This window comes from Bradyrhizobium sp. SZCCHNS30572, assembly GCF_032484415.1.
Lineage (GTDB): Bacteria > Pseudomonadota > Alphaproteobacteria > Rhizobiales > Xanthobacteraceae > Bradyrhizobium.
On record NZ_JAUESY010000006.1, the window covers coordinates 505,588 to 519,336 of the forward strand.

Genomic DNA, 13,749 nt, shown 5'->3' on the forward strand with positions numbered 1-13,749 from the left:
GCGCGCGATATCCGGCGCAAGACTGCATTGCGATAGATCAAGAATTATGGTTTGAGAAGAAAGATTTCGTCATTCCAGTGAACTGGCCCAGGTGCTTTTCTATGCATCCGCCCGAAGGCCATTTGTCAGGAGAGCGGATCGAACGGCGCGCCGCTGCGTGAAGCGGGCGGTGCGCTGAGGGGGAAAGTTCTGAAGGGAGCGCGACGGCATGAAGATGTCGAGAGGCCAATTGAGCGCCTTGCTGGGGTTGGCTGTAACGGGCATGACGCTCGTGTCGGGTGGAGCGGCGTTTGCGGAAACGGGCCAGCCGGCGCCATGGGAAGTCAAGCTGCAGGAGGCTGCGACGCCGGTGATGGAGAACATCACCTGGTTCCACGGCCTGCTGCTGACGATCATCACCATCATCACGCTGTTCGTGCTGGCGCTGCTGGTCGCCGTGGTGGTCAAGTTCAACGCGCGCGCCAACCCGGTGCCGTCGCGGACGACGCACAACACGCTGATCGAGGTGGCTTGGACGCTGATCCCGGTGCTGATCCTGGTCATGATCGCGGTGCCGTCGTTCCGGCTGCTGTTCCTCGAGCTGGATGTGCCGAAGGCTGATATGACCATCAAGGCCACCGGCAAGCAGTGGTACTGGAGCTACGCCTATCCCGATAACGGCAAGTTCGAGTTCGACTCGCTGCTGGCGCAGGACAAGCAGCCGCGGCTGCTCGCCGTCGACAACGAGATGGTCGTGCCGGTCAACAAGGTGATTCGCGTCCAGACCACCGGCGCCGACGTGATCCACTCCTGGGCGATCCCGTCGTTCGGCGTCAAGATCGACGCCATTCCCGGCCGCCTCAACGAGACCTGGTTCAAGGCGACCAAGGTCGGCATGTATTACGGCCAGTGCTCGGAGCTGTGCGGCAAGGACCACGCCTACATGCCGATCGCGGTGCGCGTCGTGAGCGACCAGGACTTCACCGCCTGGGTCGAGGACGCCAAGAAGAAGTACGCCAGCGCGCCCACGAGCACCTATGCGTCGGCTGCGGGCGTGTCGCAGTAGCCGAGCGGGATGAACGCTGAGATTGAGGGCCGCCTTGGCGGTCCACGGGGACACTGAGGATTGGACAATGGCGACGAACGCGACGACCCTGACCGGCCATGACGATCACGCGCACGACCATCCGACCGGATGGCGGCGCTGGATCTATTCGACCAACCACAAAGACATCGGCACGATGTATCTGATCTTCGCGGTGTGCGCCGGCATCATCGGCCTCGCCATGTCGGTCGCGATCCGCATCGAGCTGATGTATCCGGGTGTGCAGCTGTTCCACGAGAACCACACCTACAACGTGTTCGTGACCTCGCACGGCCTGATCATGATCTTCTTCATGGTCATGCCGGCGATGATCGGCGGCTTCGGCAACTGGATGGTGCCGCTGATGATCGGCGCGCCGGACATGGCGTTCCCGCGCATGAACAACATCTCGTTCTGGCTGCTGCCCGCCTCGTTCGCGCTGCTTTTGACCTCGACCTTCGTCGAGGGCGAGCCCGGCGCCAACGGCGTCGGCGCCGGCTGGACGATGTATGTGCCGCTGTCGACCTCGGGCCATCCCGGACCGGCGGTGGATTTCGCGATCCTGTCGCTGCACCTTGCCGGTGCGTCGTCGATCCTCGGCTCGATCAACTTCATCACCACCATCTTCAACATGCGCGCGCCGGGCATGACCCTGCACAAGATGCCGCTGTTCGTGTGGTCGATCCTGGTGACGGTGTTCCTGCTGCTGCTGTCGCTGCCGGTGCTCGCCGGCGCCATCACGATGATGCTGACCGACCGCAATTTCGGCACCACCTTCTTCGATCCGGCCGGCGGCGGTGACCCGGTGCTGTTCCAGCACCTGTTCTGGTTCTTCGGCCATCCGGAAGTGTATATCCTGATCCTGCCCGGCTTCGGCATGATCAGCCAGATCGTGTCGACCTTCTCGCGCAAGCCGGTGTTCGGCTATCTCGGCATGGCCTACGCCATGGTCGCGATCGGCGGCATCGGCTTCGTGGTGTGGGCGCACCACATGTACACGGTCGGCATGTCCTCGGCGACGCAGGCCTATTTCGTCGCCGCCACCATGGTGATCGCGGTGCCGACCGGCGTGAAGATCTTCTCCTGGATCGCCACGATGTGGGGCGGCTCGATCGAGTTCCGCGCGCCGATGCTGTGGGCCGTGGGCTTCATCTTCCTGTTCACGGTCGGCGGCGTCACCGGCGTCGTGCTGGCGAACGCCGGCGTCGACCGCGTGCTGCAGGACACCTATTACGTCGTCGCGCACTTCCACTACGTGCTGTCGCTCGGCGCCGTGTTCGCCATCTTCGCCGGCTGGTACTACTGGTTCCCGAAGATGTTCGGCTACATGTACAACGAGACGATCGCGAAGGCGCACTTCTGGGTCACCTTCGTCGGCGTCAACCTGGTGTTCTTCCCGCAGCACTTCCTCGGCCTGTCGGGCATGCCGCGCCGCTACATCGACTATCCCGATGCCTATGCGGGCTGGAACCTGGTCTCGTCGATCGGCTCCTACATCTCGGCCTTCGGCGTCCTGATCTTCATCTATGGGGTGGTCGACGCCTTCATGCGCAAGCAGCAGGCCGCGAACAATCCGTGGGGACCGGGTGCGACGACGCTGGAATGGACCCTGTCCTCACCGCCGCCGTTCCACCAGTTCGAGGTGCTGCCGAAGGTGCAGTGAACCTGATCTCTCCGACGCGGCGCCATCCGGCGCCGCGTCGATCTCTGCCGGTGGCGCGCCTGGTGCCGCGCCGGAAGCGCGGTTCTGGCACTCCCTGTCCCAGAACCTTTTGAATTGAAGTCTGTGAATTGAAGTCTGGATTCGCCGTGTCGGTCATCGATCAGAACGCCATTGCCGTCGGCCCGCGGATTTCCGAGGCCGATGTCGGCGATTATCTCGCGCTGCTGAAGCCGCGGGTGATGTCGCTCGTGATCTTCACGGCGCTGATCGGCCTGCTGATCGCTCCGGGCCATTTCCACCCGGTGCTCGCCATCACCTCACTGCTGTGCATCGCGGTCGGGGCCGGCGCCTCCGGCGCGCTCAATATGGCGCTGGAAGGCGACATCGACTCGCTGATGTCGCGCACCGCCAACCGCCCGATTCCGCGCGGCCGCGTCACCCGCCAGGAGGCGCTCGCCTTCGGCATCACGCTGTCGTTCTTCTCGGTGCTAACGCTCGGCATCCTCGTCAACTGGTTCGCCGGTGCGCTGCTCGCCTTCACCATCTTCTTCTACGTCGTCATCTACACGCTGTGGCTGAAGCGCTGGACTGCGCAGAACATCGTCATCGGCGGCGCCGCCGGCGCCTTGCCGCCGGTGGTCGCCTGGGTGTCCGCCACCGGCTCGATCGCGCCGGAGCCGCTCTGGCTGTTCCTGATCATCTTCTTCTGGACCCCGCCGCATTTCTGGGCGCTGGCGCTGTTCCGCAGCGATGATTACGCCCGCGCCGGCGTGCCGATGCTGCCGGTGGTCGCCGGCCCCGATGCGACCCGGCTGCAGATCCTGCTCTACACCATCGTCCTGGTGGCGATCGCCGCCGCGCCGTGGCCGCTCGGCTATTTCGATGCCGTCTACGGTGTCGTCTCGCTGGCGCTCGGCACGGGCATGCTGTGGCTCGCGGTCGAGGTGTTCCGCAAGCGCGAGCGCAGCGCCTCGCTACGCGCCAACCGCAAGCTGTTCGCCTTCTCGATCCTTTATCTGTTCGTGCTGTTCGCTACGCTCGGACTCGAAGCGGTCGCGCGCATGATCGCGCCGCTGATCTGGTAAGAGGCGCGAGACTGGAAAACATGGCGACCACGATGGCAGATCCGAACGAGCAAGAGGGCATCGTCCTCACCGAGGCGCAGCTGCGCAGCCGCCGTCGCCGCTCGATCGCGATTGCGCTCGCGCTCGGCGTGCTGGTGGTGCTGTTCTTCGCGGTGACCATGGTGAAGGGTCCCGCGGTGCTGAATCGGCCGATGTAGAGACGTGATGCAGGACGGGACGAAGCAGACCGCGATGGAGACAACCGACCAGATCGTTCCGGCGACCGCGCCGGCCGCGCCGCGCCGCGGCCTCAGCCGCGATGCGCTGGTCGGCGGCATCTGCGGCGCCGTCGTGGTGCTGATGGTCGGCGCGTCCTATGCCGCCGTGCCGTTCTACAACTGGTTCTGCCGCGCCACCGGCTTCAACGGCACCACGCAGGTGGCGACATCAGCGCCATCCTCGGCGCCGCTGGCGCGCCGGATCTCCGTGCGCTTCGATTCCAATGTCGCCGGCGGTTTGCCCTGGAAGTTCGAGCCGGAGAAGACCGAGATCGAGGTCGCGATCGGCGAGGTGGTCACGGTCTACTACACGGTCACCAACCAGTCGGCGCGCACCACCATGGCGCAGGCGGCCTACAATGTGTCGCCGCTGACATCGGGCGCCTACTTCCAGAAGATCAACTGCTTCTGCTTTACCGAGCAGACCATGGCGCCGGGCGAGACCCGCGAGATGCCGGTGGTGTTCTACGTCGATCCGGCGATAGCAGCCGATCACGAGAACGACAGTTTGAAGACGATCACGCTGTCTTACACCTTCTATCCCGTCCGCGACGCACCGAAGCCGGTCGCGGCGGGCGAGCCGGACAAACCGCGGGGCAGCCTATGACCGCGCGGACGTCCGATATTCGGGGACCATCGCTGTTGAACGACACCGTGCCGGCGCGACCGGCATCGATCTGGGGAGAGACTTGCCATGGCTGAGGCGCACGCCAAGCATCACGACTACCATCTCGTCGATCCGAGCCCTTGGCCGTTCGTCGGCTCGGTTTCGGCCTTCATCATGGCGTTCGGTGCGATCGGCTGGATGCACAAGATGTTCGGCGCCGCGCCGATCGTGTTCGGCATCGGCACCATCGGCGTGCTCTACACCATGGCGAGCTGGTGGGGCGACGTCATCAAGGAAGCGCAATACAAGGGCGACCACACCCGCGTGGTGCAGCTCCATCACCGCTACGGCATGATCCTGTTCATCGCCTCCGAGGTGATGTTCTTCGTCGCCTGGTTCTGGGCCTATTTCAATGCCGCGCTGTATCCGAACTTCGAGGTGCAGGCCACCCGCGAGGCCCTGTTCGGCGGCGTCTGGCCGCCCAAGGGCATCGAGACCTTCGATCCCTGGCACCTGCCGCTGCTCAACACGCTGATCCTGCTGACCTCGGGCACCACGGTGACCTGGGCGCACCACGCGCTGCTCGAGGGCGACCGCAAGGGCCTGAAATATGGCCTGATCCTCACCATCCTCCTGGGTGCCACCTTCACCTGCGTGCAGGCCTATGAGTACAGCCACGCAACGTTCTCGTTCGCCGGCCACGTCTACGGCTCGACCTTCTTCATGGCGACCGGCTTCCACGGCTTCCACGTCCTGGTCGGCACGATCTTCCTGACCGTCTGCCTGGCGCGCGCCTATGCCGGCCACTTCACGCCCAAGCAGCATCTCGGCTTCGAGTTCGCCGCCTGGTACTGGCACTTCGTCGACGTGGTCTGGCTGTTCCTGTTCATCTGCATCTACGTCTGGGGCCACGGCGCCGAGGCGATGGCCCACGGCGCGCACTGAAGCCGGCGCGCACCGGTTCCGTCGAACGTGCTAAGAAGGGGCGGCCGTCGGGCCGCCCTTTCTCGTTGCAGCGGCGCCCGGCGGTTGATCGAAATGTGATCCGCTCTCGTCGCCTCCGGCTGTATCACCATGAGGCGTCGCGCGGCCGCCTAGGGGGCAAGACACCATGACCACCCATCCGCCCGTCACTTTGGCCCAGACCGTCCTGCGCGGGCTCGCCTGCCGCTGCCCGCGCTGTGGCCAGGGCAAGCTGTTCGACGGCTTCCTCAACCTGCGCAAGCGCTGCGAAGCCTGCGATCTCGACTACGCCTTCATCGACACCGGCGACGGTCCGGCGATCTTCATCATGATGCTCGCCGGCGCCATCGTGGTCGGCGCCGCGCTGATCGTCGAGGTGAAGTATCAGCCGCCGTTCTGGGTCCATGCCGCGCTCTGGGGACCGCTGATCCTGGTGACGACGCTGCTGCCGTTGCGCGCGATGAAGTCGCTGCTCATCGCCCTGCAATTCCACCACAAGGCCGCCCCCGGCCGCCTGGTGGACAAGACGCCGCGATGAGCTGGCGCCTGCGCGTGCGAGTCGCACATCTGAGCGGCGCCGAAGGTGTGCTCCCTCCCCCCTTGTGGGGGAGGGCCGGGGAGGGGGGTAGCCCCAGCGGCAGTCTTTGTTGGGCCACCCCCACCCCCACCCCCTCCCCGCAAGGGGGAGGGGAGCGCACCGTTCGCTCCGGCAAAGCGTTCACCTCGCCGCGGACATCTCCGCAATGACGAGTGCGCCCAGCCGCAAAACGTCCTCCCGCGCCTTCGCCGCCTTCACCGTCGTCATGGTCGCGCTGTTCGCAGGCCTCGGCATCTGGCAATTGCAGCGCCGTGCGGAAAAGCACGCGCTGATCGCGGCGCTGACCGAGCGCGTCGCCACGTCGCCCGCACCGCTGCCGCCACAAGACGAATGGCGCAGCTTGACGCCCGAGCACGACGAATTCCGTCGCGTCAGCTTCACCGCCACTTACGCCAAGCTCCCCGATGCGATGGTCTACAGCGCCGGCTCTGCCGTGCGCGAGGACGTCTCGGGCCCCGGCACCTGGGCATTCCTGCCGGCGCGCCTGCCGTCCGGCGAGACCGTCGTGATCGACGCCGGCTTCGTCGCCAACACGATGCAGGAACGCGCGGTGCAGGACCGCGCCACCGCCAAGCTCGTCACCGGCGAGCCCGTGACCCTGACCGGCTATCTGCGCTTTCCCGAGGCTGCCGGTTTGCTCACCGCGGCCGAGAGCCGCGAAAAGCGGCTGTGGTTCACGCGCGACCATCGCGCGATGGCCAAGACGCTCGGCTGGGGCGAGGTCGCGCCGTTCTACATCGATCTGGAATCGCCGGTGCCCGACAATGGCATTCCCAAGCCCGGCCCGCTGTCGCCGCATCTGCGCGACGAGCACATGCAATACGCGATCACGTGGTTCTCTCTGGCCGCCGCGTTGATCGTCGCGTTCGCGGTGTGGGCGCGGGGCCGGCGCGCAGCGAACCGATGAGCCCGTAGCCCGCGAAACGTCGCTTGACTTAGAGCGCACTCGAACCCGTAGCCTGCGCGGCGTCGTGAATGGAGATAGGGGCGCATGAAGATCGGCGAACTGGCCAGGCAGTCGGGGCTGACGCCCCATACGATCCGCTACTACGAGCGGATCGGGCTGCTGCCCAGGGCCGATCGCGATCATGCCCGCCAGCGGGACTACGACGCATCGATCCTGACCTGGATCGAATTCCTCGGCCGGATGAAGGCCACGGGAATGCCGATCCGGGACATGCTGCGCTACGCCGAGCTGCGTGCGGGCGGCGCTGCCACGGAGCCGGAACGACGCCGGCTCCTGGAGCGGCATCGCGACGCGGTTCGGACGCGCGTCGCCAGCCTGCAGGACTGCCTTCTCGTTCTCGACGGCAAGATCGCCGGCTATGCCGGCAGCAGCGAGAGGATGAACGATGATGACGCGATCCACGCCCAACCAGGCCACGACGACGAGCCCGATGCCGGGCGGCATGCCATCCGGCGCCAACAACGATCAGGATCGGCTGGCGCGCGGCCGGCGCGCGCTCGATAGCATCGACGGCGAGGCCGGCCGCAATGTGATCGCAGCGCTCGCCGACATCGCGCCGGATTTCGCGACCTACGTGATCGAGTTTCCGTTCGGCGACATCTATTCACGCCCCGGCCTCGATCTGCGCAGCCGCGAGATCGCGACCATCGCGTCCTTGACCGCGCTCGGCAACGCCACCCCTCAGCTCAAGGTGCACATCCATGCGGGTCTCAATGTCGGCCTCAGCCGCGCGGAAATCACCGAGGTGATCATGCAGATGGCGGTCTATGCCGGCTTCCCCGCCGCGCTCAACGGCCTGTTCGCGGCCAAGGCGGTGTTCGCGGAAGCGGACGCGAAGCCCGCATGAATTCGGGCGCCCGCGGTGAGCACAGTCATGACGATGGCTGTGTGTTCTCATCGCCTGCGGACGCGGCCAAGGCCAGTGCGGCGATCGCATCCGCGATGGCCGCACGCATGTCGGGGGCCGCGATGCGACCATCTGCGGTCATTGCCGTCGGCGGCACCGGTACGGCGACGCAAGCCTCATCGACGATCGTCGCGCCCGCGCGCTCCAGCACCCTGCGCAGGTCGGCATGGGCGTCGTGCGCGCCACCATGGGCCGAGCAGTTGATCCAGCCGATCGGCCGTCGATAGAGGCTGCCGGCACTGACGGTCCAATCGATCATGTTCTTGAAGCTGCCCGGCAGCGAGCCCGCATATTCCGGGGTCGACAGCATGACGGCGCGGGCGTCGCCGAGCAGCTTGCGCAAGCGAATGACCGGCTCGGGCAAGGGATCGCAATCGTGGTCGGGATTGAAGTGCGGCAGCTCGCTCAGCCCGACGTAGATCGCCGGCGTGACATCCGCTGGCGCCAGCTCGGCCGCGGCGACGATCGCTGCACGGCAGGCCGAGCGGGCGCGCAGGCTGCCGCTGATCAGAACGATGAGCGATGTGTCCTGCTGCATCTCGGTCGACATCATCACGGCGTGCTCCGCTGGCGAACGAAGCGCTCGTTCTTGCAGCCCGCGCACTATGGCAGCCAAGCGCCCCGGGATTTCAAATCAAATCACGCGTGGATCAACCGGGCTCGCCCGGACACCCGGACCGGCGCGCCCGGAGGGCCGTCGAGATCGACCTGCAGGCAGCAGGGCACGCCCATGTCCTCGCCCTGGCGGATCACGATCGGCCGCTCGGTCGCCCAGGCGAGCTCGCGCAGATAGCCGGCAAGCGCCGCGGCCGCCGCGCCCGTCGCCGGGTCCTCGTAGACGCCGCCGAACGGAAACGGATTGCGGGCGTGAATGAGCTGCGGCGTCTCGACATGGACGATGGTGAAGGTGCAGAAGCGCTCACGCTGTGCCAGCACCTGGCCTCGAGCGAAGTCGTAGCTGATGGCAGCCAGGCGGCTGCGGTCGCGCAGGGCAATCACTGGATGATCCATGCCGGCGTGAGCGATCACCGGCGGGATCCGCTCGTCGAGTTCGTCTTGCGACAGCCCGAACAGCGCCAGGATCTTGTCGAGCGCCGCAGATGGCAGGGCCCGGGTCAGCGTCGGCGGCGATCGAAACGCCGCGCTCCAGTCGGTCGCCGAATGATGCCCGTCGACAGTGATTTCGGCATGGTTGAGCGTCAGTGCGAACGTGCCGGAGCGCTCGTGCCTCGCCAGCGCCGCGCCGAGCGCAATCGTCGCGTGGCCGCAGAAATCCACCTCGGCCTGCGGCGCGAAATAGCGCACCCGCCATTTGTCGCCGATGGGCGCCGCGAACGCCGTCTCCGAATAGCCGATCTCCGCCGCCGTCGCCTGCATGGTGGCGGCCTCGGGCAGCGCCTCGCAGATGACGACCCCGGCCGGATTGCCGCCGCGTGGGCCGTCGGTGAAGGCTGCGATGTGCTGGATGATCATGGAGGTCTCGCGCTCGATCTCTGTGTTGGCGATGCTAGGCTTTCAGCGCTCGCAAGTGAAGATGTACAAGACGTGACTCCACGCACCGCTGTCGTCCCTGCGAACGCAGGGACCCCGGCATGTCGCTGCGCTCATGCGGGCTACTGAACAGCGCCCCCAAAACTCCGCTGTCGTCCCTGGTCGGCATCCGTCGATGCATGCGCGTCGTCGGGCTTCCACGGGACGACACCGGGAGTGAAGCTGCTCTGCGGTCTGCATTGCGGAGCAGCGCCTGCCGCACTCGTCTGAGTCGCCCGACGGGCGACAGGATCTAGGCCCGAGCGCACCGCGAACTAATACGCCTGGCTGCTCCGAAACTTTCTTTTGGCGAGCAGGTCCAACGCCATCAGCCAATCCAGTCCAGTCTGCGCGAAAATTCCTCTTTCATATTTTCCGAAATCGTGGTTGTCTTTGTCTATCCCGCCTCGTTGCGAGGGGCGTACGCGTCGTCACGGACGTGAGGTGGGGTGCGATGGACGGGCCGGCTGCAACTGACGAGTGCGGCCGGCACGGACGGTGAAGTCGCGTGGTCCTGATACCCCGACGCTGGTATCAAGTTGGCGCTGGTGCCCATGCATCGCGTCGATGACGGTGGCCAAAAAGCCCGGTGCACCGAGGAGATCGCGTATAAGTCGTAAGCCATCGCGCAGGGAAGGCCGGGTCGCTCTGGCTGAACCTGTGGTTCCTGCCCCGTGCATTCTTGTTCGCACGGGGGCCGCGGGTGCCAGCCGGCATCCGGTCTTCCCTGCGCCCTCCGATTCGGAGGGAGGTATGCTTGCAAAGCTCGGGCGCTCATCGCGCCGCGAGAACGCTTCTCCACGCACCGCCGTCATTCCGGGGCGCCCGCAGGGCGAGCCGGAATCCATACTCCCGGTCGTGGTTATGGATTCCGGGCTCGCGCTCCGCGCGCCCCGGAATGACGAGGTGGAGAGATCGTGCCGATATCCCATGGTTCGTTCGCGTGCTCGAAGTGCCCGGCCGGAAGCCGCAGGCACCGCCGTCATCCCCGCGCAGTCGGGGATCCGGGACGCCGCGGCGGTGCGGTCGACCGCGGCCGCCGCGGCGTACGGGATCGCCCGGTTGAACCGGGCGATGAAAGCGGTGGGGCGGACGGTCCGCTGGACCGGCCCGGGTCAGCCGTTGCGACCCAAGTCTCGTAACCGATGCCCCCTGACCCATGCTCCGTAACGCCGCCGTAACCCGCAGCCGTGACCATCGCTGCGGCAACAACCGGTTTCGCAACAAGGTCAAAACCATTATGGTGCCGGACCATGTTGCCGCCGGGCGGTTCCGATTTCGAATTCAATCAACGGGTTATGGCCTGGTGACGCAGGTCAGGAGAGCGGTTTGACGCGCTATGTTTCGACCCGCGGGGAAGCCCCCGCGCTCACCTTCTGCGATGTGATGCTGACCGGGCTCGCCCGTGACGGCGGCCTGTACGTGCCCGAGACCTGGCCGCAGCTGACGCCCGCGACGATCGCGTCGTTTTTCGGCCGGCCCTATTGGGAGGTCGCCGTCGAGGTCATCAAGCCGTTCGTCGCCGGCGAGATTTCCGACGAAGAGCTCGGCCGCATGGCCAACGAGGCCTATGCGACGTTCCGTCACCCCGCCGTGGTGCCGCTCGACCAGATCGCGCCGCATCAGTTCGTGCTGGAGCTGTTCCACGGCCCGACCTTGGCGTTCAAGGACGTGGCGATGCAGCTGATCTCGCGGCTGATGGACCACGTGCTGGCCAAGCGCGGCGAGCGCACCACCATCGTCGTGGCGACATCAGGCGATACGGGTGGCGCGGCGGTCGAGGCCTTCGCCGGCCGCGACAATGCCGACCTCATCGTGCTGTTCCCGCATGGCCGCATCTCCGAGGTGCAGCGGCGGATGATGACGACGTCGGGCGCGGCCAACGTCCATGCGCTGGCGATCGAAGGTCATTTCGATGACTGCCAGGCGATCGTGAAGGGCCTGTTCAACCATCACGGCTTCCGCGATTCGGTCAGGCTGTCGGGCGTCAACTCGATCAACTGGGCGCGCGTCGTCGCCCAGGTGGTCTACTACTTCACCTCGGCGGTCGCGATCGGGGCACCCCACCGCGCCGTCGACTTCACCGTGCCCACCGGCAATTTCGGCGACGTCTTCGCCGGCTATGTCGCCAAGCGCATGGGCCTGCCGGTGCGCACGTTGCGCGTCGCGACCAACGTCAACGACATCCTCGCCCGGACGCTGACGACCGGCATCTACGAGGTGCGCGAAGTGCATGCGACGGCTTCGCCCTCGATGGACATCCAGGTGTCGTCGAATTTCGAGCGGCTGTTGTTCGAAGCCGGCGGCCGCGACGCCGGCACCGTGCGGCGGCTGATGGACAGCCTCAAGCAGTCCGGCCGCTTCGTGCTGCCGGATGCCATGCTGGCGGCGATCCGCGCCGATTTCGACGCCGGCCGCGCTGACGAGATCGAAACCGCGGCCGCGATCCGCGCCGCCTTCCGCGAGGCCGGCGATCTCGTCGATCCGCACACGGCGGTGGCGCTGGCGGTGGCCGATCGCGACGGCACCGATCTGTCGGTGCCGAACATCGTTCTGTCGACCGCGCATCCCGCCAAATTCCCCGATGCGGTCGAGGCCGCCTGCGGGATGCGGCCGCATTTGCCGGTGTGGCTCGAAGGGCTGATGAGCAGGCGCGAGGACATCAGGATCATGCGGAACGACCAGGCCGAGGTGGAGAAGTTCATCCGCTCGGTCAGCCGGGCCGCCAAGCAGGGAATTGCATGATGGGCGTGGAAGTCACCAAGCTGCCGACGGGGTTGACGGTCGTCACCGACACGATGCCGCATCTGGAGACGGCGGCGCTCGGGGTCTGGGCCGGCGTCGGCGGCCGCGACGAGAAGCCGGACGAGCACGGCATCTCGCATCTGCTCGAGCACATGGCGTTCAAGGGCACGACCACGCGCAGCGCGCGCGAGATCGTCGAGACCGTCGAGGCCGTCGGCGGCGATCTCAATGCCGGCACCTCGACCGAGACCACGGCGTACTACGCCCGCGTGCTGAAGGCCGACGTGCCGATGGCGCTCGACGTGCTCTCCGACATTCTCGCCAATCCGTCGTTCGTGCCGGAGGAGCTGGAGCGCGAGAAGAACGTGATCGTGCAGGAGATCGGCGCGGCGCAGGACACGCCCGACGACGTCGTGTTCGAGCATCTCAACGAGCTATGCTTTCCGGACCAGCCGATGGGCCGCTCGCTGCTCGGCACCGCCAAGACGCTGGAGGCGTTCGATCGCGACAAGCTGCACGGCTATCTGTCGACGCATTATCGCGGGCCGGACATGGTGGTCGCCGCGGCCGGCGCCGTCGATCATCAGCGCGTGGTCGAAGACGTGACGAAACGATTTGCCAGCTTCAATGGCGGGCCGGCGCCGAAGCCGCTGCCGGCGGCGTTCGGCAAGGGCGGCTCGCGCGTCGTGCATCGCGATCTCGAGCAGGCGCATCTGACGCTCGCGCTCGAAGGCGTGCCGCAGGCCGACCCGTCGCTGTTCTCGCTGCAGGTGTTCACCAACATCCTCGGCGGCGGCATGTCGTCCCGGCTGTTTCAGGAGGTGCGCGAGAACCGGGGGCTCTGCTACTCCGTCTACACGTTCCACGCGCCCTATAGCGACACGGGATTCTTCGGCCTCTACACCGGGACCGATCCCGCCGACGCGCCCGAGATGATGGAGGTCGTGGTCGACATCATCGGCAACGCGGTGGAGACCTTGAGCGAGGCCGAGGTCGCCCGCGCCAAGGCGCAGATGAAGGCCGGGCTGTTGATGGCGCTCGAGAGCTGCAGTGCCCGTGCCGAGCAATTGGCGCGGCATATCCTGGCCTATGGCCGGCCGCAGACGTTGCAGGAGATGGTCGCCAAGATCGAGGCGGTCAGCGTCGAGAGCACGCGCGATGCGGCGCGGGCGCTGCTCGCACGCAGCAAGCCGGCGGTCGTCGCGCTCGGCACCGGCAGGGGTCTGGACACGGCGGTCACTTTCGCCGAAGGTCTGACCGGTTCGAGATCGAAAGCCCAACTGCACTGAACGTGGTGCGGCTCGGTGCGGTCCGCGCATTGCAATCCGCCAGCACTCGGCATCGGAGATCTGGGGTGGGTCGGA

The 13,749-nt window shown here is 66.4% G+C and carries 14 protein-coding genes; 12 read left to right on the forward strand and 2 right to left on the reverse strand.

What is annotated here, in order from left to right; genetic code table 11:
• Window positions 1-208 precede the first annotated feature (208 nt).
• The 10 genes from coxB to QX048_RS19420 all read left to right on the forward strand — a co-directional run bounded on the left by coxB (window position 209) and on the right by QX048_RS19420 (window position 8,050).
• Complete coding sequence (gene coxB / locus QX048_RS19375; RefSeq protein WP_315827983.1) at window positions 209-1,045, forward strand: cytochrome c oxidase subunit II; 837 nt, start codon at window positions 209-211, stop codon at window positions 1,043-1,045.
• 67 nt (window positions 1,046-1,112) lie between these two features.
• Complete coding sequence (gene ctaD, locus QX048_RS19380; protein WP_315717924.1) at window positions 1,113-2,726, forward strand: cytochrome c oxidase subunit I; 1,614 nt, start codon at window positions 1,113-1,115, stop codon at window positions 2,724-2,726.
• Window positions 2,727-2,872: 146 nt separating this feature from the next.
• A complete protein-coding gene (locus QX048_RS19385; protein WP_315751287.1) occupies window positions 2,873-3,811 on the forward strand; it encodes a heme o synthase in 939 nt (312 codons plus the stop codon).
• Window positions 3,812-3,831: 20 nt separating this feature from the next.
• A complete protein-coding gene (locus QX048_RS19390; RefSeq protein ID WP_315717922.1) occupies window positions 3,832-4,008 on the forward strand; it encodes a CoxF protein in 177 nt (58 codons plus the stop codon).
• A 7-nt stretch (window positions 4,009-4,015) separates the two neighbouring features.
• Complete coding sequence (locus QX048_RS19395) at window positions 4,016-4,675, forward strand: cytochrome c oxidase assembly protein (RefSeq protein WP_409999276.1); 660 nt, start codon at window positions 4,016-4,018, stop codon at window positions 4,673-4,675.
• 87 nt (window positions 4,676-4,762) lie between these two features.
• Window positions 4,763-5,620, forward strand: a complete 858-nt coding sequence (locus QX048_RS19400; RefSeq protein ID WP_315751289.1) for a cytochrome c oxidase subunit 3 — start codon at window positions 4,763-4,765, stop codon at window positions 5,618-5,620.
• A gap of 166 nt (window positions 5,621-5,786) precedes the next feature.
• On the forward strand, window positions 5,787-6,176 hold the full coding sequence (locus QX048_RS19405) for a DUF983 domain-containing protein (protein ID WP_315717920.1): 390 nt from the start codon (window positions 5,787-5,789) through the stop codon (window positions 6,174-6,176).
• A 205-nt stretch (window positions 6,177-6,381) separates the two neighbouring features.
• Window positions 6,382-7,143, forward strand: a complete 762-nt coding sequence (locus tag QX048_RS19410; protein ID WP_315751291.1) for an SURF1 family protein — start codon at window positions 6,382-6,384, stop codon at window positions 7,141-7,143.
• Between the two features lie 84 nt (window positions 7,144-7,227).
• On the forward strand, window positions 7,228-7,707 hold the full coding sequence (locus QX048_RS19415) for a MerR family transcriptional regulator (RefSeq protein WP_315827984.1): 480 nt from the start codon (window positions 7,228-7,230) through the stop codon (window positions 7,705-7,707).
• A complete protein-coding gene (locus QX048_RS19420) occupies window positions 7,646-8,050 on the forward strand; it encodes a carboxymuconolactone decarboxylase family protein (RefSeq protein WP_315827985.1) in 405 nt (134 codons plus the stop codon). The genes QX048_RS19415 and QX048_RS19420 overlap by 62 nt, the downstream gene beginning before the upstream one ends.
• A 25-nt stretch (window positions 8,051-8,075) precedes the next feature.
• Here QX048_RS19420 and QX048_RS19425 read toward each other — a convergent pair whose 3' ends face one another.
• Together QX048_RS19425 and QX048_RS19430 are read right to left on the reverse strand one after the other, a co-directional pair.
• Window positions 8,076-8,663: an NAD(P)H-dependent oxidoreductase gene (locus QX048_RS19425; RefSeq protein WP_315828026.1), complete on the reverse strand. Its 588-nt coding sequence runs from the start codon at window positions 8,661-8,663 to the stop codon at window positions 8,076-8,078.
• Window positions 8,664-8,749: 86 nt separating this feature from the next.
• A complete protein-coding gene (locus tag QX048_RS19430; protein ID WP_315827986.1) occupies window positions 8,750-9,583 on the reverse strand; it encodes a PhzF family phenazine biosynthesis protein in 834 nt (277 codons plus the stop codon).
• 1,386 nt (window positions 9,584-10,969) lie between these two features.
• Here QX048_RS19430 and thrC point away from each other — a divergent pair.
• Complete coding sequence (gene thrC / locus QX048_RS19435; RefSeq protein ID WP_315827987.1) at window positions 10,970-12,385, forward strand: threonine synthase; 1,416 nt, start codon at window positions 10,970-10,972, stop codon at window positions 12,383-12,385.
• A complete protein-coding gene (locus tag QX048_RS19440; protein ID WP_315751523.1) occupies window positions 12,385-13,674 on the forward strand; it encodes a pitrilysin family protein in 1,290 nt (429 codons plus the stop codon). Before thrC ends, QX048_RS19440 begins: the two co-directional genes overlap by 1 nt.
• Window positions 13,675-13,749 lie beyond the last annotated feature (75 nt).